Origin of the sequence: Amaricoccus tamworthensis, from assembly GCF_049800875.1 — a bacterium.
Lineage (GTDB): Bacteria > Pseudomonadota > Alphaproteobacteria > Rhodobacterales > Rhodobacteraceae > Amaricoccus > Amaricoccus tamworthensis.
Genome location: NZ_JBNAFV010000010.1, coordinates 104,502 through 126,981, shown reverse-complemented (window position 1 = coordinate 126,981; position 22,480 = coordinate 104,502). Strand labels below are relative to the sequence as shown.

General features: G+C 61.8%; 25 protein-coding genes. 14 read left to right on the top strand and 11 right to left on the bottom strand.

Annotated features, from left to right (window positions below; all coding sequences use genetic code 11):
• Window positions 1-26 precede the first annotated feature (26 nt).
• From ACP15P_RS15440 to rsmA, 4 genes are read left to right on the top strand one after another with little or no spacing between them, the layout of a single operon-like run.
• Window positions 27-2,159: an LPS-assembly protein LptD gene (locus tag ACP15P_RS15440; protein WP_424929351.1), complete on the top strand. Its 2,133-nt coding sequence runs from the start codon at window positions 27-29 to the stop codon at window positions 2,157-2,159.
• 26 nt (window positions 2,160-2,185) lie between these two features.
• Window positions 2,186-3,112, top strand: a complete 927-nt coding sequence (locus ACP15P_RS15435) for a peptidylprolyl isomerase (RefSeq protein WP_424929350.1) — start codon at window positions 2,186-2,188, stop codon at window positions 3,110-3,112.
• Window positions 3,109-4,101, top strand: coding sequence for a 4-hydroxythreonine-4-phosphate dehydrogenase PdxA (gene pdxA, locus ACP15P_RS15430; RefSeq protein WP_424929349.1), 993 nt, complete (start codon window positions 3,109-3,111; stop codon window positions 4,099-4,101). The genes ACP15P_RS15435 and pdxA overlap by 4 nt, the downstream gene beginning before the upstream one ends.
• Window positions 4,098-4,958, top strand: a complete 861-nt coding sequence (gene rsmA / locus ACP15P_RS15425; protein ID WP_424929348.1) for a 16S rRNA (adenine(1518)-N(6)/adenine(1519)-N(6))-dimethyltransferase RsmA — start codon at window positions 4,098-4,100, stop codon at window positions 4,956-4,958. Before pdxA ends, rsmA begins: the two co-directional genes overlap by 4 nt.
• A gap of 40 nt (window positions 4,959-4,998) precedes the next feature.
• Here the strand turns inward: rsmA and ACP15P_RS15420 are convergent, their stop codons facing one another.
• The 3 genes from ACP15P_RS15420 to prfA form a co-directional block, all read right to left on the bottom strand.
• Window positions 4,999-5,760, bottom strand: coding sequence for a DUF4167 domain-containing protein (locus tag ACP15P_RS15420; protein ID WP_424929347.1), 762 nt, complete (start codon window positions 5,758-5,760; stop codon window positions 4,999-5,001).
• Between the two features lie 200 nt (window positions 5,761-5,960).
• The gene (gene prmC / locus ACP15P_RS15415; RefSeq protein WP_424929346.1) at window positions 5,961-6,806 is read right to left on the bottom strand and encodes a peptide chain release factor N(5)-glutamine methyltransferase; all 846 of its coding nucleotides are present in this window, start codon (window positions 6,804-6,806) and stop codon (window positions 5,961-5,963) included.
• The gene (gene prfA / locus ACP15P_RS15410; protein WP_424929345.1) at window positions 6,803-7,858 is read right to left on the bottom strand and encodes a peptide chain release factor 1; all 1,056 of its coding nucleotides are present in this window, start codon (window positions 7,856-7,858) and stop codon (window positions 6,803-6,805) included. Before prfA ends, prmC begins: the two co-directional genes overlap by 4 nt.
• A gap of 342 nt (window positions 7,859-8,200) precedes the next feature.
• Between prfA and ACP15P_RS15405 the strand changes: the two genes are divergently transcribed.
• From ACP15P_RS15405 to ACP15P_RS15390, 4 genes are all read left to right on the top strand, one after another.
• Window positions 8,201-8,845 (top strand): TetR/AcrR family transcriptional regulator, encoded by a 645-nt coding sequence (locus ACP15P_RS15405; protein WP_424929344.1) that lies wholly within the window; start codon window positions 8,201-8,203, stop codon window positions 8,843-8,845.
• A 15-nt stretch (window positions 8,846-8,860) separates the two neighbouring features.
• A complete protein-coding gene (locus ACP15P_RS15400) occupies window positions 8,861-10,375 on the top strand; it encodes a DUF1254 domain-containing protein (RefSeq protein WP_424929343.1) in 1,515 nt (504 codons plus the stop codon).
• Window positions 10,376-10,612: 237 nt separating this feature from the next.
• Window positions 10,613-11,710, top strand: a complete 1,098-nt coding sequence (locus tag ACP15P_RS15395; RefSeq protein WP_424929342.1) for a porin — start codon at window positions 10,613-10,615, stop codon at window positions 11,708-11,710.
• Between the two features lie 129 nt (window positions 11,711-11,839).
• Complete coding sequence (locus ACP15P_RS15390; RefSeq protein ID WP_424929341.1) at window positions 11,840-12,145, top strand: hypothetical protein; 306 nt, start codon at window positions 11,840-11,842, stop codon at window positions 12,143-12,145.
• On the opposite strand, the gene ACP15P_RS15385 is transcribed toward ACP15P_RS15390, so the two are convergent.
• Window positions 12,071-12,574 (bottom strand): DUF1499 domain-containing protein, encoded by a 504-nt coding sequence (locus ACP15P_RS15385; protein WP_424929340.1) that lies wholly within the window; start codon window positions 12,572-12,574, stop codon window positions 12,071-12,073. The two genes, ACP15P_RS15390 and ACP15P_RS15385, sit on opposite strands and share 75 nt — an antisense overlap.
• Entirely contained in the window at window positions 12,571-13,713 is a 1,143-nt protein-coding gene (ispG, locus tag ACP15P_RS15380; protein WP_424929339.1) for a flavodoxin-dependent (E)-4-hydroxy-3-methylbut-2-enyl-diphosphate synthase, read from the bottom strand. Before ispG ends, ACP15P_RS15385 begins: the two co-directional genes overlap by 4 nt.
• A 180-nt stretch (window positions 13,714-13,893) precedes the next feature.
• Between ispG and ACP15P_RS15375 the strand changes: the two genes are divergently transcribed.
• Entirely contained in the window at window positions 13,894-14,145 is a 252-nt protein-coding gene (locus tag ACP15P_RS15375; protein ID WP_424929338.1) for a type II toxin-antitoxin system CcdA family antitoxin, read from the top strand.
• Entirely contained in the window at window positions 14,133-14,423 is a 291-nt protein-coding gene (locus ACP15P_RS15370; RefSeq protein WP_424929337.1) for a CcdB family protein, read from the top strand. The genes ACP15P_RS15375 and ACP15P_RS15370 overlap by 13 nt, the downstream gene beginning before the upstream one ends.
• A gap of 25 nt (window positions 14,424-14,448) precedes the next feature.
• Here the strand turns inward: ACP15P_RS15370 and ACP15P_RS15365 are convergent, their stop codons facing one another.
• From ACP15P_RS15365 to ACP15P_RS15350, 4 genes are all read right to left on the bottom strand, one after another.
• Window positions 14,449-15,681: a helix-turn-helix domain-containing protein gene (locus ACP15P_RS15365; protein WP_424929336.1), complete on the bottom strand. Its 1,233-nt coding sequence runs from the start codon at window positions 15,679-15,681 to the stop codon at window positions 14,449-14,451.
• Window positions 15,682-15,869: 188 nt separating this feature from the next.
• Window positions 15,870-16,379: a MarR family winged helix-turn-helix transcriptional regulator gene (locus ACP15P_RS15360; protein ID WP_424929335.1), complete on the bottom strand. Its 510-nt coding sequence runs from the start codon at window positions 16,377-16,379 to the stop codon at window positions 15,870-15,872.
• 80 nt (window positions 16,380-16,459) lie between these two features.
• Window positions 16,460-16,729, bottom strand: coding sequence for an FAD assembly factor SdhE (locus ACP15P_RS15355; RefSeq protein ID WP_424929334.1), 270 nt, complete (start codon window positions 16,727-16,729; stop codon window positions 16,460-16,462).
• Window positions 16,730-16,790: 61 nt separating this feature from the next.
• Window positions 16,791-17,201 carry a helix-turn-helix domain-containing protein gene (locus ACP15P_RS15350; RefSeq protein ID WP_424929382.1) on the bottom strand — a complete coding sequence of 137 codons (411 nt, stop codon included), beginning with the start codon at window positions 17,199-17,201 and terminating at the stop codon, window positions 16,791-16,793.
• Window positions 17,202-17,299: 98 nt separating this feature from the next.
• On the opposite strand from ACP15P_RS15350, the gene ACP15P_RS15345 reads away from it, so the two are divergent.
• The gene (locus tag ACP15P_RS15345; protein WP_424929333.1) at window positions 17,300-18,502 is read left to right on the top strand and encodes a pyridoxal phosphate-dependent aminotransferase; all 1,203 of its coding nucleotides are present in this window, start codon (window positions 17,300-17,302) and stop codon (window positions 18,500-18,502) included.
• Window positions 18,503-18,554: 52 nt separating this feature from the next.
• Here ACP15P_RS15345 and ACP15P_RS15340 read toward each other — a convergent pair whose 3' ends face one another.
• Complete coding sequence (locus ACP15P_RS15340) at window positions 18,555-19,037, bottom strand: hypothetical protein (RefSeq protein WP_424929332.1); 483 nt, start codon at window positions 19,035-19,037, stop codon at window positions 18,555-18,557.
• 224 nt (window positions 19,038-19,261) lie between these two features.
• Here ACP15P_RS15340 and infC point away from each other — a divergent pair, with 224 nt between their 5' ends.
• Both infC and ACP15P_RS15330 read left to right on the top strand, forming a co-directional pair.
• Window positions 19,262-19,846 (top strand): translation initiation factor IF-3, encoded by a 585-nt coding sequence (gene infC, locus ACP15P_RS15335; protein ID WP_481736475.1) that lies wholly within the window; start codon window positions 19,262-19,264, stop codon window positions 19,844-19,846.
• 102 nt (window positions 19,847-19,948) lie between these two features.
• Window positions 19,949-20,842 carry a lysophospholipid acyltransferase family protein gene (locus tag ACP15P_RS15330; RefSeq protein ID WP_424929331.1) on the top strand — a complete coding sequence of 298 codons (894 nt, stop codon included), beginning with the start codon at window positions 19,949-19,951 and terminating at the stop codon, window positions 20,840-20,842.
• Between the two features lie 22 nt (window positions 20,843-20,864).
• Here ACP15P_RS15330 and ACP15P_RS15325 read toward each other — a convergent pair whose 3' ends face one another.
• Window positions 20,865-21,569, bottom strand: coding sequence for a DUF1223 domain-containing protein (locus tag ACP15P_RS15325; protein WP_424929330.1), 705 nt, complete (start codon window positions 21,567-21,569; stop codon window positions 20,865-20,867).
• 204 nt (window positions 21,570-21,773) lie between these two features.
• On the opposite strand from ACP15P_RS15325, the gene ACP15P_RS15320 reads away from it, so the two are divergent.
• Entirely contained in the window at window positions 21,774-22,193 is a 420-nt protein-coding gene (locus ACP15P_RS15320; protein ID WP_424929329.1) for a hypothetical protein, read from the top strand.
• Window positions 22,194-22,480 lie beyond the last annotated feature (287 nt).

Here is a 22,480-nt window from a genome sequence, read left to right as displayed (position 1 = left end):
GATGAAGTTTTCCGTTGGGGCCACCATTGAACCGATCCTCAGTCCTTCTCGCGGCCCTGCTGCTCACGCTGCCCGTCGATCCGGTGGTTCAGGCTGACACGACACCGGTGAGCCTGGTGGCCGACAATGTCAGTTTCGATCAGGACACGGGCCAGCTGACCGCGACGGGCAATGTTGAGGTTCTCTACCAGGGCAAGGTCCTGAGCGCCGATACCATCCGCTACGACGAGGCCGCCGAGGAGGTAACGGCAAGCGGCAACGTCACCCTGACCGAACCCGGGGGCAGCGTGTTCCTGGCAGACAGCGTGGTGCTCTCCCCCGATCTTGGCGACGGTCTCATCAATGGCGCGCAGCTTCTGATCTCCGGGCGCCTTCAGGTCGCCTCGTCCGAGTTGCAGCGCAACGACGACCGCTTCACGACCCTGCACAACACGGTCGCGAGTTCCTGTGTCATCTGCGAGACCGATCCCACCCCAACCTGGTCGATCCGGGCCGCCCGGATCACGGCAGACGAACTCAAGCAGCGCATCTATTTCGAGGACGCGACATTCGAGCTTCTGGGCGTTCCCGTGGGGTATTTCCCGGGCATCAGCGTACCCGACCCGACCGTTGACCGCGCCAACGGGTTCCTACAGCCAAACTACCGCGACAGCGACATCTACGGCACCGGCATCAAACTGCCCTATTACTTTGTGCTCGGCGACTCCGCGGACCTGACCGCGACACCCTTCGTCACCACCACGGGCGCGGCCCTTCTGGAGGCGGAATACAGGCGCAGGTTTGTGAACGGATCGATCGACCTCGGCGGTGTTCTGGCCGTGCGCGACGGCATGGGCGGAGAGTTTCGTGGCGCGGTCGATCTGAACGGAAATTTTGCGCATCAACAGGGGTTTGTGTCGGATTTCGACATCAATCTCGCAAGTGATGACAGCTTCCTGCAACAGTTCGACTATTCCGACAGCGACCGCCTCACGAGCGTGGCGCAGGTCTACCGCGTCCGAAAAGACGACTACGTCCGCCTGAGCACAATCGGGTTCCAAAGCCTGCGCGAAAACGAGGAAACCGGCACCGTTCCCTTCGTGCTGCCGGAGTTCCAGTACAACCGCAACTTCCGGCTCGACGGTATCGGCGGGCTGTTCTCGGCCGATGCCAACGCTCTTGGCATCCAGCGACGCATGGGCCTCGACATGATCCGGGGCGGCGGCGGTCTCGACTGGCGCATGGACGGGGTTTTGGGCCCCGGCCTGCTCACATCCGTGACCGCGTCAGGTGAGGTCGACATCTATCAGACCTGGAATGACGACACGATTGACGACGGCATGAAGGGGCGTGTGGTGCCCATGATCGCCTTCGATTTCCGCCTGCCCCTGCTGAAATCCACCGCCGCCGCCCAGCATGTGATCGAACCGATCACCCAGATCATCTATTCCGACGCACTCGGAAGCTCCAACCTGCCCGACGAGGACAGTCTGCTTCCGGAATTCGACGAGCTGAACCTGTTCTCCACAAACCGTTATCCGGGCCGCGACCGGGTTGAGACCGGTCTGCGCGCCAACGTGGGCGTCAAATACAACCGCTACGACCCCGATGGCTGGCACCTTGGCATGACGTTTGGTCGCGTTATTCGCGACGAGCCGGAAACCGGCTTTGCCACCGGTACAGGCCTTGCGGGGCGCTGGTCCGATTTCGTAGGTGCGGTTTCGCTTGATTTCGAGACGGGCATGCGAATCACGAACCGTGCTTTGTTCAACAAGCAGTTCGACGTGCGCCGCAACGAGTTTGCCCTCGGGCTTGAGAGCGACAAGACCGACATGGAGGTCGGCTATACCTACCTCGCCGAGGATGACAGCAACGAGGCTCTGGGCTTTCAGCCCGAGATCAACGAGTTCAATTTCGAGGCCAGCCACCGCTTCCATCCCAACTGGGAAGTCAGCGGTGAATGGCGCTATGACGTTGCGACCAAGGAGAACCTGCGGGCCGGGGCCGGGATCACCTACGGCAATGAATGTGCCGAATTCGACCTTTCCGTCTCGCGCCGCTATACATCATCCGCTAATGTGCCGGCCTCGACATCGATCAGCTTCAGTCTGAATCTGGCAGGGCTTGGCGATGACGGAAGTAACGAGTGGCCTTCCAGGGCCTGTGCCCTCCCGGGATGACCGGAGGGTTACAAGAGGGAACAACAATGCGTACTGCCTGGTTGGCATTCGTGACCGTGATACTTCTTGCCGGCCCGTCGGGTGGCTTGGCGGCCGGTCCGTATTCACCCGTCCTGACGATCAACGGTAACGTCATCACGCAGCATGATGTGGACCAGCGCATTCTGCTGCTGGAGGCACTGGGCGCGCAGGGCGACGTGGACGAGCTTGCCATGACGCAGTTGACCGAGGACCAGCTGAAGATCGACGCGGCGGAATCCCTCGGTCTGGAACTGCCCGAGGATGCCATTCTCGCGGGTGTCGAGGAGTTTGGTGCGGCACGCGGCATGACACTCGACGACGTGTTCAACATCCTGGACGAGCGCGGCATCGACCGGCAGGCCATGAACGACTTTGTCGAGTCCGGTCTCGTCTGGCGCGAAATCATCGGCGCGCGCTTCCGCGACCGCGCCACGCCGACCGAGGAGGAGGTCGACGCGGCCCTGGCCGCCGCGCGCAACCGGCTTGTGGACGTCTACTACCTGGGTGAGATTGCCCTGCCCTACGAGGAGCGCGGCGAAAGCGCCACGATCGAGCTCGCGACACAGCTGGCCGAGGAACTGCGCCAGGGTGCAAATTTCGAGGCTGCGGCCCGCCAGTTCAGCCGGTCGAGCAGCGCACGCAACGGCGGTGCCATCGACCCGGTTCCAGCCGCCTCCATGCCACCGGCCATGCGCGCCCGCATCGAGGGGCTGGAGCCTGGCCAGAACACCGGTCCGGTTCCGATTTCCGGCGGCCTGGCCATCATCAAACTGATTGACGTGAAGAAGGAACGCCCCCAGGAGGACCCGACGGTCACGGAGTTTGACCGGCGGGAGGCCATCCGGCTGCAGCTCTTCTCCGAGCGGATCGAGGCCTATGGCGAGGGCTACCTCCAGGAACTTGAGGCTGACGCCCTGATACAGCGGCCATGAAACCCGTTGCCCTGACACTTGGCGACCCGTCCGGGATTGGCGGGGAAATCGCCATCGCGGCCTGGGAGGCCCTGAAAGGCCGGGTGCCGTTCTTCCTGATCGGCAGCGTTGACCACATGCGCGTCATCGCCGATCGGATGGGATCGCGCGTTCAACCCATTGAGGAACTGGGCCAAATTGGTGAGGGAGACCCCACCGGCCTGCCCGTTTTGCATCACCACCTGCCTAGGGAAGCGGTGCCCGGGTCGCCCGATCCGGCCAATGCGCCCGGCGTGGTGGAGATCATCGAACGCGCCGTCACCCTGACCAATTCCGGCGAGGCCTGCGCCGTTTGCACGAACCCGATCAGCAAACATGTTCTGAAATCGGATGCGGGCTTCGGCTTCCCCGGTCATACCGAATTTCTCGGGCATCTCTGCGGTGTTGAGACGCCGGTGATGATGCTGGCCTCGACCCTCCTGCGGGTCGTGCCGGTGACCATCCATGAGGCGCTTGTGGACGTGCCAAAGGTTCTGACGCCGGAACTGCTCGAAAACACCATCTGGACCACCCATGCCGGTCTGATTTCCGATTTTGGCATCGCGAAACCCCGCATCGCCGTGGCCGGGCTCAACCCTCATGCGGGTGAAAACGGCACCATGGGGCGGGAGGAGATCGACCTGATCGCGCCGGTTCTCGACCGTCTGCGTGGCGAGGGCATGGATCTAAAAGGGCCGCTGTCCGCGGATACGCTGTTTCACACGGCCGCGCGCGCGACCTATGACACTGCCGTCTGCATGTATCACGATCAGGCCCTGATCCCCATCAAGGCGCTGGATTTTGACGGCGGTGTCAACGTCACGCTGGGTTTGGGCATGGTCCGCACGTCACCGGACCACGGGACGGCCTATGCCCTGGCGGGTAAAAACCAGGCCAACCCGTCGAGCCTCATTGCCGCGTTGCGCCTCGCCTTCGAGCTTGGCCAGCGCAGAGCCGGGGCGGCGGCATGACCGGGAACGGCGAAGTGGACCTGCCGTCGCTGTCCGAGGTTATCCGGGAACATGGGCTGAGTGCGCGGAAATCACTGGGACAGAACTTTTTGCTCGACCTCAACCTTACCGCCAAAATCGCCCGGCGGGCCGGGGATATTGCCAATTCGGATGTGCTGGAAATCGGACCCGGACCGGGGGGCCTTACGCGCGGACTGCTGATGGAAGGCGCGCGGAATGTTGTGGCAATTGAACGGGATGAACGGTGTCTGGCGGCGCTTGAGCAGGTTCAGGAGGCGTATCCGGGGCGTTTGACGGTGCTGCACGGGGATGCGCTTGAGATCGACCCCCTGCCCCATCTGACGCCGCCCATCCGCATCGCGGCCAACCTTCCCTACAATATCGGCACGGAACTGCTGGTCCGCTGGCTGACGCCGGAGGTCTGGCCGCCGTTCTGGGACAGTCTGACGCTCATGTTCCAGCTCGAGGTCGCGCAGAGGATCGTGGCGCAGCCGGGGGGCAAGGCCTATGGCCGGCTGGCGGTTCTCTCTCAGTTCCGGACGCGGCCGAAGATTGTCATGGAACTGCCGCCGCAGGCGTTCACGCCGCCGCCAAAGGTCAAAAGCGCGGTGGTGCATCTGCAAGCCCTTGAAAAACAGCCCTTTGAGGCGGATGCCCGGACATTGTCGCGGGTTGTGGGCATGGCTTTTAATCAACGCCGTAAGATGCTGCGCTCCTCGCTCAAGGCCCTGAGGCCGGATGTGGAGGACATTCTGAACGCGGCCGGGATCAAACCGACGGAGCGGGCCGAGCGCGTTTCGCTGGAGGCGTTTTGTGCGCTGTCGCGGGCTGTGGACGCCGCGGAAGGGCGCGCCTGATCATCCGGAGCGGAATGCTCCAGACGTCAGAATTTCTTTATTATTCAGGAGCCTGCGGTGTCGCACCGGCATCGGATGCGGGTGCTGCCTCAACAACCGGTTCCGCCTTCGGCTTGCGCTTGGCACGGGGCTTGCGGGCCGGTTTGGCCGGAGCGGCCTCGGCACCATTCGCCTCAACACCGTTTTTGGCCGTTCCGTTGGCCTCGGGCGTTTCAGCCGCACTGCCATTGGCCTCAACTGGCGCTTCCGCCTCGGGAGCAGGCGCCGAGGCGCGGGTCCGCTTGCGCGGTTTGCGGCTCGATTCCGGCGTCTCAACCGGACCGCTGTCCTGGGCGTCGTCGGAGGTGTCGATCATGGTCAGGCCGGAACCTTCAGTGCCGGTTTGCGGAGTGCTTTCAATAGCTTCCGGATCCCTCGACGGCTGATCGTTCTGGTTCGATTTCGCGTTGTTCTGGTTGCGCTGCTGTTCCTCGCGACGCTGGTTTTCACGCTGCTGCTGTTCCTCGCGCTGCGCTTCCTGCGCCTGGCGCTGTTCCTGCTGCTGCTGCATGGCCTGCCCAAGCAGACGGGAGTAGTGCTCTGAGTGCTGAAGAAAACTCTCGGCAGCCACACGGTCACCGGACAGCTGCGCGTCGCGGGCCAAAACCTGATATTTATCAATAATCTGCTGTGGCGTTCCGCGAACCTTGCCATCCGGACCGGCGCTGTCGAACACGCGGTTGATCGTATTTCCGGCGTTACGGCGCTGATTGTTGCCGTTGTTGTTCTTGTTTCGCGAACGCGACTTGTTTTGTGGTCTCATACTAAGGAGTTTCCGCCATCTTTTTTTGGCTTAGCCTTGCTAATTCGGCCGTCCATCGCGGACAGGGCCCGTAGCATGAAGCGTCATTGCACTTTCTGGAACCGTACTGTCGAACGAGATGAATTTCATTCTGTCTACGGAATAAAAGCAGTCTATAACCTGCTTTCGCGGGATGACAAGGGTAAAACCCGTGTCAATTGTCAGAATTTAAGCAAGATTTCAGCAACTCTTTCCCTTTCGTCCATGTCCCGGTGTATTTCAACCCGTTCAAATCCCGCGTTTTTAAATATTGAAGCAACATCAGGGGCCTGGCCCTCGCCGAACTCGAAAAGAGCTCTGGAGCGGGGGCTCATAACACCTTCCAGTTGCGCCGCAATCGCCTGATAATCCTCCAGGCCGCTTTCGCCGGGTGTCAGGGCCAGATGCGGTTCCCAGTTGCGAACGTCCGGCATCAGGTTTTCGACCGCGGCCTGCGGTATGTAGGGCGGATTGCAGACGATCAGGTCAAAGGATCCGGTGACTTCCGCGGTCCAGTCGGACTGCACGAAATCCACACGGTCCTCCAGGCCCAGATCGCGCGCATTTGCACGGGCAACCTCGAGCGCCCTGGGGCTGACATCCGCTCCGACCCCGTGGGCCGAAGGAAATTCCGCCAACAAAGTCAACAGGATGGCTCCGGTTCCGGTGCCAAGATCAAGGATCCCGTCCGGCGTTGGGCCATCAAGAGCCAGGGCAATGAGCGTTTCGGTTTCCGGGCGCGGGTCGAGCACATCGGGTGTGACCCTGAAATCCCGCCCCCAAAATCCGCGTCGACCGGTGATCTGCGACACCGGCTGGTGGCGCATACGGCGGTCGATCATGGTTTCGAGACGTTTTTCGGTTTCGATTGATATGGGATCCGGCATGGCGAGCGTCAACCGGTCGGGGGAAATTTCGAGCGCGGCGGCGGTCAGAATGCGCGCGTCACGGCCGGGATCGCCAATGCCCGCACCCGCCAGGCGGCCCGTCGCGGCGACGAGCGCATCGCGGACGGTGCGGGGATTCATCCTTCCATTTCAGCGAGTTGGCTCGCCTGGTCCGCCTCGATGAGGGCGTCGATGATCTCGTCGAGATCGCCTTGGATAATCTGGTCGAGTTTGTAGAGCGTGAGGCCGATGCGGTGGTCCGTCACCCTGCCCTGCGGGAAGTTGTAGGTGCGGATGCGCTCGGACCTGTCGCCGGAGCCGACCTGGCCCTTGCGGTCGGCGGCACGCTCGTCGTCGAGGCGCTGACGCTCGGCATCATAGAGACGCGCGCGGAGCACGTTCATGGCGTTGGCGCGGTTCTGATGCTGCGACTTCTCGGAAGAAGTTACAACGATTCCAGTGGGTAAGTGGGTGATACGCACCGCACTGTCGGTGGTGTTGACGTGCTGGCCGCCGGCCCCGGAGGCCCGCATGGTGTCGATGCGGATGTCGGTGGCGGGGATGTCGATGTCGACTTCCTCGGCTTCGGGCAGCACGGCGACGGTGGCGGCGGAGGTGTGGATGCGGCCGCCGCTTTCGGTGACGGGGACGCGCTGAACTCGGTGGACGCCGGATTCGAATTTCATGCGGGCATAGACGCCGCGGCCATTGATCTGGACTACTAGTTCGCGGATACCGCCCAGAACACTTTGAGTTTCCTCCATAATCTGCCACTTCCAGCCCTGGTTTTCGGCCAGTCTCTGGTACATGCGGGCGAGATCACCAGCGAAGAGCGCGGCCTCGTCGCCGCCGGTTCCGGCGCGGATTTCGAGGATGGCGGAGCGTTCGTCGGCGGCGTCCTTCGGCAAAAGGCAGAGGCGGACGGCGTGTTCGGCGTCGGGAAGCTCGCCGGAAATGCGTTCGAGCTCCTCTTTGGCGAGGTCGCGCATCTCCGGGTCGGAGAGCATGCGTTCGGCCTCATCCTTTTCTTTTAAAAGGGAAAAATACTGATCAATCTGGTCAACGACCGGCTTGAGTTCTGAATATTCCTTTGAGATCGCCGCAAGATCGGCCACGGCCGCGCCCTCGTTGAGCTGCGCCTCAATAAAGCCGTAACGGTTACGGATCTGATCCAGTTTTTCCAATGGCACCATGGGCGGGGTTTCTTCGATCAGGGGCGCAGGGTCAAGTGGGAGAGCGTGCCGGGCGGCGCATTTGGGGCCGGAAAGTGGCACAAACGGTACCGCAAGTGGCGCAGATTGACAGAGAAGTGGCACAGATTGTGAGTCAAATGGCACAGATTGCACGGGGTTTTGTCTTTTTTGGCGCAGATTGCTGGGGAAACCGGGGTCCCGAGGGGCGCGGACCCCGCCCCTACCCCGCCGTGACCAGGGAAAGGTCAGGCAAAAAAGTGAGTGGATTTCTGACACCGTGTCAGTAAAACTGACGCCATGTCAGAAGAATCGAAACCACCTGGAACCAGGACCACCCGGACCATGACGCCGGGCAAGGCGGCCGTGACGAAATCCGCGATCATGGATGCCGGGCATGAGTTTTTGCAGACGCGCCCCTTTCGGGAGCTGACGGTCGGGAGTCTGATGAAACGGACCAGGCTGAGCCGGGCGACGTTTTATCTCTACTTTAACGATCTGCACGGGCTGATGGAGGCGCTGCTCGACGAGGTGAAGGTGGGGATCGTCGAGGGCGCGCGGCCCTGGCTGTCGAATGAGGGCGATCCGCAGGAGGAGTTGCGAAAGAGCCTCGCGTCGCTGATCGAGATGGGCTGGGAGCACGGGGCGATTTTGAAGGCGGTCGATGATGCGGCCCCGAATGATGAGCGGCTGGAGAACGTATGGGAGGCGTTTATCGCGTCGTTTGATGAGGTGGTCGCGGCGCGGATTGCGAATGACCAGGCGGCGGGGATCACGCCGGAGTTTGACCCGCTGCCGGTGGCGCGGGCGCTGAACCGGATGGATGCGGGAATTCTGATCCACGCGTTTGGCACGCCGGACAAGGCGCCGAAGGCGGAGGTTTTGGAGGCGGTGAGCCGGATCTGGTTTTCGACGCTCTATCCGTTTGACGCGACGGCCGTCATCAGGACGGGGGCGGTCAGCAGGGGAAATACCACAAAAGCCAACTGATACAGGGAGCCAAGAATGCGTAGACTGAATCACTGCCTGACCGGGATGGTCATGGCGCTTATGGTCATGTCGGGGCCGGGCGCGGCGCAGATGGCCATGACGACGGATATTCCCGATGGCATCACCACGCCGGATAATATCGAGACGCAGCTGGGCGACCTGAATTTCTTCGACGGGGTGCCGGATGCGGATACGACCGGTAAGGTTTACAGCCTCTATGACTTCACCAATGCCTATGTGGCCTATCTCGACGGGCTGAAGATCGCGTCGATGGATGCGATGCGGCGCGGGCTCCTGAGCCAGGGGCCGGCCAATACAACCGTTTTGCAGTTTGCGGAGTTCATGGATTCGCGGACGCTGTTCCTGACGGCGAACACGACGAGCGTTTACCAGACGCTGTGGCTTCAGCTTGGGGACGAGCCGATGGTGATGGAGACACCGCCGAACGTGCTGGGTCTCATCAATGATGCCTGGTTCAAATACGTGACGGATTTCGGAAACCTCGGCCCGGATGAGGGTCAGGGTGGGAAGTTCCTCATCATTCCGCCAGGATTTGAGGGTGAGGTATCGGAGGACGGCTACACCGCCGTGGTGCGGCCCAGCACCTTTGGAAACTGGGTTCTGTGGCGCGGGTTTGCGGATGCGGACGGATCGACGGATGTGGCGATCCAGCAGACCCAGGAGATGTTCAAACTCTATCCCCTGTCCCAGGCGGATGCCCCGCCGGAGATGAATTTTGTCGACGTGTCCGGCGTGGAGTTCAACACCATCCACGCGATGGACGCGCGGATGTTCGAGGAAATTAACACCGTGATCCAGGCCGAGCCGCTGACGGGTGAGGAGCCGGAACTGCTGGGGCGTCTGGCGGCGGTGGGCATTCGCAAGGGTGAGCCGTTTGAGCCGGATGAGCGGATGAGCGAAATTCTGGAGAAGGCGGCGTCAGCAGGTGCGGTGACGGTGAAAACCCTGATTTCCAAACCGCGCGATGACCTGGCCTACTGGTATCCGGGCGAAAGCTACTGGCAGAACGCCTTCCCGGGCGGGGCCTATACCTGGGTAATTGACGGAATAACGCGGCAGGATTTCCGCTCGGCGTTCCATTTTTACGCCACCGGTATTTCGCCCGCCATGGCGCTCAAGGTCGTGGGCAAGGGATCGCAATACGCCTTTACCTATCGCGATGCGAATGGCGATGCGCTGGACGGCGGCAGGAGCTACAAAATGACGGTGCCCGCCAATCCGCCGGCGGAAAAGTTCTGGTCCTTCACGCTCTATGACAACCAGACCCGGTCGATGCTGCAAACCGATGCGCGCTACCCGGCGATTGGCAGCAACACGCCCGGCGTGGTGCAAAATGAGGATGGAACGACCGATATCTATTTTGGGCCGGAAGCGCCGGAAGGTTGGGAGAGCAACTGGCTTCAAACCGTGCCCGGCAAGGGGTGGAACACGATCATGCGCCTCTATGGCCCCCTGGAGCCGTGGTTTGACGGCAGTTGGCGTCCGGGTGAAATCGAACCGGTCGAATAAATCCGCCCTGATCCGTCTGTGCCTTGGAAGCCACATATTTCCAGGGCCAGGCGAAGTTTTTTCCAGCATCTTAAATTTGTCACCGGTTTCGTTAAAGTGATCGCATGAGGCGTGTTCCATGCGGGTGCGCCCCCGTGGACGCCTCATTCATCGGCGGCGATGACCTGGAGGGGGATCACCGTTGCTGTCTGACTGGAGGGACGTGCGGCAATTTGCGCACAACTGATGGAGACACCAATGAGACATTTAATGACGGCGACCGCCCTGCCCGTGCTGGCCATGCTTGGCAGCCCGGTCCTGGCGCAGACATACTCGAACGAAACCGGCTCCGTGACGTTTTACGGCCAGGTCAGTCCGACCTATCTGGGCTATGATGACGGCGACGAGACGTCGAATGAGCTGGCCGACAACGCCCACTCCAACACCCGGGTTGGTTTCTGGCTGGAGCGGGAACTTGCGAGTTCGGTTCTGAAGTTCAACTTCGAAACGGCGGTTGGACTGCCCCAGACGAGCGCGTTCAGCCAGGACAGCTCCCCGGACTGGGAGTGGGACAAAACCAAACTGCGTAAGGTCGACATCGTCTGGGACTCGCTGTCCTGGGGGTCGATCAGCTTCGGTCAGGGCAGCATGGCCTCGGACGGGGTCGCGACGATCGACAAGTCCGGCACCACCATGGTCAGCACCGTGACCACGTCGGATACCGCAGGCAGCTACCTGTTCCGTGAGGATGGCGGGGATCTGTCGGACATCGCACTTGGCGATGTTTACAGCGACTTCGACGGCGGACGCCGGGGCCGTATCCGCTATGACACGCCGACCTTCGGCGGGTTCAAACTGGCGGCTGCTTACGGTGAGGAAATTCTCACCAGCGGCGATGACAGCGAGTATTATGACATCGGCGCGTTCTACAGCAACGACTATGGCAGCTTCGAGGTGTCGGCCGGGGCCGGTTACGCCTGGAAGGACAGCGACGGGGACACCACCGAGCGTTATGCCGGGTCGGTTTCGGTTCTGCATGGCGGTACGGGCCTGAACGGCACGTTCGCGCTGGGTGGTGATCCGGATGGCGGTGACTACTGTTACATCAAGGCCGGCTGGATCACGGATTTCACCCCGGTCGGGTCCACGGCGTTTTCAGCCGACTACTACAGCGGTTCGGATTTCCAGAACGACGGATCATCCTCGGATGCCTGGGGGCTGCAGGTCACGCAGAATTTCGATGCGCACAACATCGAGGCCTATGCAGGGTTCGCGTCCTATGAATTCGACGGCGACGGTGGTGTGGACTACCAGGACTCCAGCTCGACCCTTGCGGGTCTTCGCTGGAGGTTCTGATGAGGGCGGTGCGCCGGGTCGGTCAGGCCTTGGCGCCACGCCTGAGCACGATGGCCCTGGGCCCGGGGGGCTTTGGGGCCGATTGTTCAAACACGTCGAAAATTGACCGGATCCGTGATACCATGCGGTATGGTCCGATCGGTTTTCATGGGTGTGGCGGTTGTCCTGGCGGTTGCGGGAGGTGCGCGGCAGGCGGGGGCGGCTGACTGTTACTGTACCGATCAGACGGGGAGCCGTGTGGAGATGGGCGCGGTGATCTGTCTGCATGTGGACGGGCGCGCATTTCTGGCGCGCTGTGAGATGTCGCTCAACAATCCGATGTGGCGGGAACTGAAGACCGGGTGTCTGTCCTCGGAAGTGTCACCCGGGCCGCTCGATATCCTTGAGAGCCTCAAGCAGGGCATCGCCGCGGGCCGCGTTTACTCCAAGATCTGACTTTCCGTAGCGGGAGCGTGAGAAGACCGCCATGGTGGACCCGCCCTCGTCCGCCGCCATAAAGCGCACGGAGATGTAGTCGGGATAGCCCATCAGGCGGGAGCGTTCCTCCCAGGTCATCCAGAGGCCGTCGTCGGATTGGGCCAAGAGGCGGGTGCCGTTGCGGTCGCTGATCCAGGAGGCAAAGCGGTCACTGAGGGTTGCGGGCTCGACCGCGTAGACCGGGGCCACGGCATCGGGCTCGGGCGCGTCCATGCCCTCTGGCACCAGCCGCCAGGAGTTGGGGTTGCCGGTGGATGGCGCGGTGAGCGGGTCGACATGCCAGCGGTCTGGGTCGGTGTCGGCGGTGCGCACGTAGAGGGAGAAGCCCACAACGGCGATAATGGCGAAGACGATGATCCAGCCAAGGACGCGCAGAAAGAGGATCATTCGGCGGCGTGCTCCGGTATCGCTTCTTCCGATTTTTCGGATTCGATCTCAGAGGCGCGGGTTTCGACGAGTTCGACGATGTGGTCGATCATGCCCTCGTTGCCGAGTTTGTGGTGCTGTTTGCCCGCGAGATAGACCATGCCGGAGCCGGCACCGCCGCCGGTAAAGCCCACATCGGTCATCAGTGCCTCGCCGGGGCCGTTGACGACGCAGCCGATGATGGAGAGGCTCATGGGTGTCTTGATGTGTTCGAGACGTTTTTCGAGGACTTCCACGGTTTTGATCACGTCAAACCCCTGCCGCGCGCAGGAGGGGCAGGAGATGATGTTGACGCCGCGGTGGCGCAGGCCGAGGGATTTAAGGATCTCGTAGCCGACGCGGACCTCTTCCACCGGATCAGCGGAGAGGCTGACGCGGATGGTGTCGCCAATGCCCATCCACAGGAGGTTGCCAAGGCCGACGGCGGATTTGACGGTGCCGGAAGACAGTGATCCGGCCTCGGTGATGCCAAGGTGTATCGGAGCGTCGGTCGCCTCGGCCAGGGCCTGGTAGGCGGCGGCGGCGAGGAACACATCCGATGCCTTAACGCTGATCTTGAACTCCCTGAAATCATTGTCTTCCAGAATGCGGATATGGTCGAGGCCGCTTTCGACCATCGCGTCGGGGCATGGCTCGCCGTATTTTTCCAGCAGGTGGCGTTCAAGCGATCCGGCATTGACGCCGATGCGCATGGAGCAGTTGTGGTCGCGGGCGGCCTGGATGACCTCGCGCACGCGTTCGGGCGTGCCGATATTGCCGGGGTTGATGCGCAGACAGGCCGCGCCCGCCTCCGCCGCCTCGATGCCGCGTTTGTAGTGGAAGTGGATGTCGGCCACGATCGGGACTGGGCTTTCGCGCACGATTTCCTTGAGCGCCTTACTTGAGGCCTCGTCGGGGACGGAGACGCGCACGATGTCCGCGCCCGCCTCGGCACAGGCCTGGACCTGGGCGATGGTTGCGGGAATATCCGTGGTGGGCGTGTTGGTCATGGTCTGGACGCTGATCGGCGCGCCGCCGCCCACGGGGACATTGCCCACATGGATCTGACGCGAGGGGCGCCGGTCGATGTTTCGCCAGGGTCGAATGGGATTGTGTGACATGACGTCCGTTTCGCAAACTGCCTGCTTTTGGGGGATGTCTAGTGGAACGGACCCCAGGAGTCACGGTTGATTTCCGCGCCCTGCGGGGATGTGCCGGTCAGGGAATTGTGAGGGGGTCGAGAGGATTGTTGGGCGCGTAGATTTGCGGTATAAATGTACGGTATAATTTGGAGGCGCGCCATGACAGCTGTGAAACGGAAGACATCCCTGACGCTGGACGCGGCAACACTGGACGAGGCCAGGGCGCTTGGCATCAACGTCTCAAGGGTTACGGAGGCGGCGCTCGTGGCGGCGGTTGGCGAGGCAAAGCGCAGAGCGTGGCTTGAGGAAAACGCGGAAGCCTTCGCGGCGCAGGCGGAATGGCACGGGCGGAACGGTCACCCGCTGGCGGAGATTATCGCGTCGCCCGGTGATGTTACGTGGAAGAGCTGAAACGCCATGACGTCGCGGAGTATCGCGGCGTTTTGATGGTTGTCGTTGAGAGCGATCTTCTGCCGCCTGATCCGGCTGTAGTGGTGGTCCCGTTGTTACAGGGATATCCGGCGGTGCGGTATCTGAACCCGGTAATTGAACATGGCGAAACGGAATACGTTCTTGCCACCCGTCTGATTGCGGCGGTGCACAGGTTCGCATTGCGGCGCGTGGGTAATGTTGCGGATCAGGCCGACAGGATCACACGGGCGGTTGATGTGTTGATGGGCGGCGTCTGACCGGGACGTCCGCCCCCCCATCCGCCTACTGGATGGTGGTGCCGTCCGGCAGGGTGCGCATGGCCTGGGAGAGGACGCCGGGGATCTGTTCGAGGGCCGGATAGGTCTCGGAGATGGAAACCGGGTCGAGCGCCACGTCGCGGACGGCGCGGGTGCCGAGGCCGAGAGGGCCGTGCAGTTCGTCGCCGAGGCGCACATAAACGGAGCCGGAGTTGCCGGCCCAGATAAGCGGTGCGCCGACGCCTTCGGGCGGTGTGTAGCTCTCACCCTTCTCAAGGATCTGTTCAAAGATCACGGTGCCGTTTTCGAGATAGACGCGGACCCAGGCGGCACGTTCGGCGATGACGGTCACGCGCACGGGTGCCGCGGTTGCGACAGCATCAACGGGTGCGGTGGCGGCGGCTTTCTCCTCCTCGAGGAGTTTGGCGACGATGACCGCGGGCGAGACCGCCTCGGTGGAGGGTGCCTCGGTGACCTGCTGCACGGCGGGTTGGGGCGTTACGCGCATTTTGAGCGGCGCGATGGCGTCGGGATTGATTGCTGCGATGGGGCCGTCGCGGCGGGCGATGAGCGGGACCTCAAGCTCCTGACGGCGGTAGAGATCGGCCAGGTTGGTGGTTGTCACGGGACTTGCGAGATCGACGAGGGTGGGTTCCAGACCCTCCTCCGTCTCGCCGGGCGTTTCGAGCGGCGTGACCTCGGCCACGGCCATCGGAACCTCCTCGACCGGGGCAAACTGCACGCGCTGGATGTTCTGGAGGACGGCCCAGCCGCCATAGCCGAGCGCACCGACAAGGGCGATCAGAACCAGAAGCGAGCCGATGGCGGAGGCCTGAATGTCGGCGAAGGCGCTGCGTTTCTGTTCAGCCAGCGGGAACCTGGGCTGGAAGGACGGAATCGGCTCAGCGGCCTTTTTGCGGGACCCGGACGCGGGTTTGCTGTCGGCTACGGGCTGCGTGTCCTTCTTGCCGCCGGTGAAGCCGTGCTCGGCACAGAAGCGGCGGTACACCATGTCCGGATCAAGCGACAGATAGCGCGAATAGGACCGGATGTAGCCGGGAATGAAACTGGGATTGGGGAAAGCAGCAATGTCGCCATCCTCAATCGCGGAAATGTAGGCGGCCTGAATTCTCAGGTCGCGCTGAACATCGAGGAGGGTTTTGCCCTTGGTCGCACGCTCACCGCGCAACTCGTCGCCGATGGCAAACTCGTAAGCCTGCCCCCCGTCCATATCCGAACTGATCTCCTGCGTACTCATGGATCCGCCCTGAGACCCCTTTTGTTTCTAGCCTGTCCGCGCCTTCAATCGAATCAACCCTGTCAAGGTTCTTCTTTTTTCATGATCCTATCATGTTTTTTAACGACAGGTTAGTGCCCGGACGCTTTTTTCCCACCTGACAATCCGTGAAATTCCCAAGGAAATCCACGAATTGCCCTATTCCCCGATCAGTAGATGTAGCGGATCTGGTCCGTCCAGTAGCGCTCCATCTTCCGCAGGCTGGCGTTGATGTCCTTCAGCTGGATATCACCGGTGACCTCGCGGTTCAGAATTCCGTCGGCATGGCGCTGGAACAGTTCAGCGACGGTTTTGCGGACGTTCTGGCCCTTTTCCGTCAGGCGGACACGAACCGCGCGACGGTCAACGGCGCATTTCTGGTGGTGCATGTATTCATACTCGACCAGCTTTTTAAGGTTATAGGACACGTTGGATCCCTGATAGTAACCGCGGGTTTTGAGTTCCCCGGCCGTTACCTCGTTGTCTCCAATGTTAAAGAGAAGCAGCGCCTGCACAGCGTTGATGTCAATGATCCCGAGGCGTTCAAACTCATCTTTGATGACATCAAGCAGCAGCCGATGAAGTCTCTCGACCATGGAAAGGGTATCCAGATAGGCGACCAGGAATTCCTCTGTCGGCGAGGGCTCCGGAACACGCCCTACGTCGGCATGCATACTCATAATTGTCTCTCCGGGTAATCGGTACTTGGCCGGACACTCAGGCAAAACAATATACAAGTGGTTAAAAACCGACACTTATTCTATCGGGATAATCCACCAATGTGCCGGGAGCGGACAAAATCGAGAATTTTTACATGCCGTTCAGGGGTCGGGGCGCGCCCGCTGAACCAGGAATAGAGGTCCTGATCGTTCTCCACGAGGAGCGCCTCGAAGGCGTCCAGGTCCATGGAATCAAGCTCTTTTAGGGCCGAATCAGCAAATGGACCGAGAATCAGGTCCATCTCCTTGGTGCCCCGACGCCAGCTGCGCATGCGCAGACGTTTCAGTCGGTGTTCCGGTGATTCAGTCATTACGTGTATTTTTCACAGAATTAGAGACAAACGAACAACAAACGGTAAATATATCCGTTCGTCACAGGAGTTCCTCGAGGCGTTTCTCAAGAATTTCCATCCTCTGCATCACCCTCACCTGCTCGGCCCGAAGACGGCGCAGTTCGGTGATTGCGTCCATGATGGTGGTTCCGGTCATGCTGTCGGCGAACTCGGGTTGCGCGCCGTCGCCGCTCATCAGCCAGACGATGGAGACGTTGAGCATGCCCGCGAGCATCATGAGTTTGTTGGCCCGCGGCTCGGCGCGGTCCTCCTCCCAGTGGCGGAGGGTTTTCAGTTTGACGCCCAGACGCCCGGCCAGCTGTTTCTGGGTCAGGCCGAGCGCTTCGCGTGCGAGCACGAGGCGGTCGCCAAACGTACTTGATTCGTCCGAGTAGTCGTGGGGTACGGTCGTGTCGTCGATTGCCGCCGTATCGTCGAGTTCGGGATCCATCGATACCATGTTCATCGCCCTCCGGGAGCCGGTTCCGCTTGCCTGTGCGGGACGCGGACACTATTACACGCGGCGGTTCAATGCAAACCGGAGTTGCCATGTCCTTCCTGTCAGATGCCGTTTCACGGATCAAAGCCTCCCCCACCGTTGCCATGACCGCTCTGGCCGGGGAACTGAAGGCCGAAGGCCGCGACATTATTGGCCTGAGCGCCGGTGAGCCGGATTTCGATACGCCCGATAATGTGCGCCGGGCAGCGGTTGCGGCGATTTCCTCCGGGAAGACTCGCTACACCGCACCAAATGGAATTATCGAACTGCGCAAGGCGGTTTGTGAGAAATTCTACCGGGAAAACGGACTGACCTACACGCCGGACCAGGTTCTGGTCTCGACGGGCGGAAAACAGATACTTTACAACGCGTTGATGGCGACGCTTAACCCCGGGGACGAGGTGATCGTGCCCGCGCCCTACTGGGTGAGCTATCCGGACATGGTTCTGCTGGCCGGTGGAACGCCGGTGATTGTTGAGGCCGGAATTGAGAGTGGTTTCAAGATGTCGCCGGATCAGCTTGAGGCGGCGATTACGCCGAAAACCAAATGGCTGATCTTCAATTCGCCGTCCAACCCGACCGGAGCGGGGTATTCGCGGGAGGAGCTGAAGGGCATTACGGATGTGCTGATGCGCCATCCGCATGTGTGGCTTCTGTCGGACGATATTTACGAGCACATCGTCTACGCGCCGTTTGAGTTTGCGACCCCGGCCGCGGTTGAACCGGGGCTTATGGACCGGACGTTGACGATGAACGGTGTCTCGAAGGCCTATGCGATGACCGGCTGGCGGATTGGCTATGCCGGTGGGCCGAAAGAACTGATCAAGGCGATGACGACGATCCAGAGCCAGTCGACCTCCAATGCCTGCTCGATCAGCCAGTGGGCGGCTCTGGAGGCGCTGACGGGGCCGCAGGACTACATCCCGACCTCCCGCAAGGCGTTTGAGCGGCGGCGGGACCTGGTGGTGGGCCTGTTGAACAGGTGTGAGGGGGTTGTGTGCCCTACTCCGGAGGGCGCGTTTTACGTTTATCCGTCGATTGCGGATCTGATCGGAAAGACCGCGCCGGATGGCACGAAGATTGAAACGGATGAGGATTTCGCCAAGGCGCTGCTGGCCGCGGAAGGCGTGGCGGTGGTCTTTGGCGGTGCGTTTGGGTGCAGCCCGAACTTCCGAATCAGTTATGCGGAAGCCGATGAGGTGCTGGTGGATGCCTGCGAGCGCATCGGACGGTTCTGCGCCTCGCTGAAGTGAGGCATGGCGGTTCCGGGCCGGTTGAACCCGCCCGGAACGCAATTAGCGTGGATCAGTTCGCGCTGTTGGTTGTGTCGTCGACGGCTTCCTCGGTCGCGTCAGCGGCATCCTCAACGGCCTGTTCCGTGGCTTCGGCGGCGTCCTCCGCGGCAGCGCCAGCGGCCTCAGTAGCATCCTCAGCTGCGGCTTCGGTGCTTGCGGCGGCATCTTCAACAGCTGCGCCGGTGGCCTCGGCCGCGTCCTCAGCTGCGGCTTCGGTGCTTTCGGCGGCGTCCTCTACGGCCGCGCCGGTTGCCTCGGCGGCGTCCTCAGCAGCGGCCTCAGTGCTTTCGGCGGCTTCCTCTGCGGTGGTGTCGGTGCTTTCGGTGGCCTCATCAAGGGCCTGATCAGTCGCTTCCACGGCCGAATCCACGGCTTCCGAGGTGTCCTCGACCGCCTGTTCAACCGCTTCCTGGGCATCTTCCGAGCCGGTGAACCAGCTGTAGCCAAGGAAGGCGACCACAATCACGACCAGCAGAACTATTACCCGTCCCATTTCCCACTCCTGTACGTTTTTTTCACAATGTCAGGGACATGAGATCCCTGACGCTCATGTCATGTCAGGGTCGGACCATTACAAGGGTGGCGCCGTCATTCGGCACAATTCGGCGGTGGGATTCGGATGAACGGCAGAAATCTGCCAGTAACGCCCTATTGCGATCTTCACGAAGAGCCCAATATGGGATATAAACCGCTTTCGGTTCGGGGAGATTTCTCCGGATTACCTTAAAGGTTAACAATCAAAAGGAATACCAGGCCATAGCCCGCAGACCACACAACGCTCCGCCATCCCGTGACACTGGACCCCGCGTAAATGACAAGATCCGATCAAGTGAACTGAGACTGATCGGCGCGGAGGGAGAAAACGTCGGAGTGGTCACACCTGAACGCGCAATGGAAATGGCGGCTGAGGCCGGTCTTGATCTCGTTGAGATCTCACCCAACGCCAAGCCGCCCGTCGCGAAAATCATGGATTTCGGCAAGTTCAAATACGAACAGCAGAAAAAGGAATCCGAGGCCCGCAAGAAACAGAAGACCATCGAGGTCAAGGAAATCAAGTTCCGGCCGAACACGGACACGCATGACTACGAGGTCAAGATGCGTAACGTGACGAAGTTCCTGGAGAATGGTGACAAGGTGAAGGTCACGCTCCGGTTCCGCGGCCGGGAAATGGCGCATATGGAACTTGGCCGGAAGCTGTTGCAGCGGGTGGCCGACGATCTTGAGGAACTTGGCAAGATCGAATCCATGCCGAAGCTTGAGGGCCGGCAGATGGTAATGATGATCAACCCGGTCAAAAACTGATCGGGATGTATTGAACGGGCCCGGTCGGGCCGCCCTGGCGGGCGGACACCACCGGGCCCGACGCATTTTCAAGCCCCGTTATTCCAGGGACCGAATCAGGCCATGGGCAGGAAGAACCGAAATCCCCTGACCGATCGGCTGGCCTATGGAGCGCAGCGTGCTTTCCTGGGGCTGACGGGTTCCCTGCCCTACAGACAGAGGCTCGCGATTGCGGGTCGTGTCGGGCGGATGGCCGTCACGCGCATTCCCAAATTCCATGACCGGATCGCGGCAAACCTGGCCCATGTCATGCCGGAGCTGGACCGCGCCGCGCGCGACCGGATCGCGGGGCAGACCGGTGACAGTTTTGGCCGAACGCTGATTGAGATCCTGCACAATCCCGATTTTCACCGTCAGGGCACCTGTATCGCGCCCGATGGAGACGCGGCGCAGATGATCCTGGATGCGGCGCGGGACGGGACAGGTGCTCTGCTGGTCGGGGGGCATTTCGGGCAGTGGGAGGCGAGCCGGGTTTGGCTGAAGGCGCTCGGCGTGAATGTTGGCGGGATCTACCGGCCCACGGACAATCCGCTGCTCAACGCCTACTATCACCGCAACCTGGAGTTTGGTGGCAAGCCGGTTCTGCCGAAGGGGAGCCGTGGCTTTCGTGGGCTGGTGGCCCATGTGGCGAAGGGTGGGATCGCGGGCATTCTGGTGGACCAGTACGAGAAACGCTCGGAACGTATTGATTTCCTGGGAAAGCCCGCGCCGACCTCGTTTGTGGCGGCAGATCTGGCGCTGAAATACAATGTGCCGCTCATCCCGGTTTACGGCATTCGCGAGCCCGATGGGGTGAGTGTGCGGATCGTGGTGGAGCCGCCGGTGGAGGTGGGCACGCCGCGCGAGATGATGCAGCGGGTCAATGACAGCCTGGCCGCGCGGATCCGCGCACATCCGGGGCAGTATTACTGGCTGCATCGGCGCTGGGAGAAGAAGCTGCCCCTGCCTGACAGCTAAGGCGTTATGCTGGAGACCTGTATCAGGGCAGACGTGCCGCGCTCAGGACGGGGCCCATGTCGGCCTCCTGCGCGATGACGGCGACGGGTTCATCGCCAAGGCCCTCGAACCGCAGGTCGACCGGTTCGCGCCCGTCCCAGCGTGCGACAACATCCCAGTCGGAGACGATGTTGTGGTAGGTGAAGCTGCGCCCGGCGTTTTCGCCATGGCGGATTTCGACCTCCTGCGAGGGCATGTAGCGGACCACGGAAATGTCGACGGCGCCGGGGCGCGGGCCGTCCACGGGTTCAATGCGAACGACGAGGATGCCGCCGTCGCGGCTGGCTTCCATCATGATGCGTGGGCTGGCCTGCATCTGGCGCTGGAGCGCGTCGGCGATTTTGCGGGCCTTGTGGCCGACGATGGCCTCACGGCCATGGACGATAACCTGGGGCGTGTAGAGCGAGCGTTTGTGAAGGGCGTGGGAATAGGCCTTTTGCCGGGCGGAGTTCTGCGGCGAGGAGAAGGTGTCCTTCCAGCCGAGGTAGTTCCAGTAGTCGACGTGGAACGCGAGGGCGAGGACGCCGGGCATCTCATCCAGCTCGGGCAGAAGCGCGTCGGCCGGGGGACAGGCCGAGCAGCCCTGGCTCGTGAACAGTTCGACAAGAATGAGGTTTTGCTGCTGGGCGCGGGTGATGTGTGGTGCGGCCATGATCAACAGCGCGAGTAGAAAAGTCGGTAGTCTCATGAATTATCCCTGTCTCACGGATTTCAAGTGGTAGCCCTCCGGCCCCGGTAATACCAGTCAAGCCTTCGAGAGCGTGTGTGATTGATCGTGTGGGTTGCGGGTGGCCGACCGGCGGAGTGTTGCCGGTGGTGGTGCGGCGGTGGAACGGACGGCCGCCCGTGCGGGTTGTGCCGTCAACCACAACAGCACTGGAGGAGAGCGATCATGAAACGTGGAATGACAGCAGCCGTCGCACTGGCGTCCGTCCTGGGACTGGGAACACCGGCGCTGGCCGACTGCGAGGCGGAGCTTGAGCGGCTGACAGGTCAGGGCGGCGCGGAGGCCGGGATTGCCAAGGATGGCAGCATGGCGCCGCTGGACACGGATGCGGTTGAGACCGGTGACGGGTCCGGCGCTGAAGCGGTGGGTGCGGATGGCGAAGGGATCGCCAAGGATGGCAGCGAAACACCGCTTGAGACGGATGTGTCGAACATAGCGACCTCCGGTCAGGACGCGGCGGCGCAGCAGGGTGCGGGCGGACTGTCGAAGAAGCAGAGCGATGCGCTGGCCCGTGCCGAGACCGCGCTGGCGGCCGGCGACGAGGAGGCCTGCATGGGTGCTCTGGAGGAGTTCCGGGCCGGGTGAGCTGGGCTCCGCGCCGGATGGTATGGATTTAGCGAGGGGGCCGGTTGGCCCCCTTTTTTTGCGGACATAGACCGGGGCCTCATGCGAAGAGCCGTGCCAGCGCCGGACCGGGGGCTGGCGCACCCAACGATTGAGCGTCGCAATTTTATGGCGTCGTGTACCTCTTCGCTTTCACCGTGGGGCAAGCGTCGACATGCGCCGGCCCTTGCGGCCGGTCCGGCGCAGGCACGGCGGGGCTGAAGCCCCTCGTTCCGTGCCCGGTTTCCCTTAACAACTGTCACCGCAAA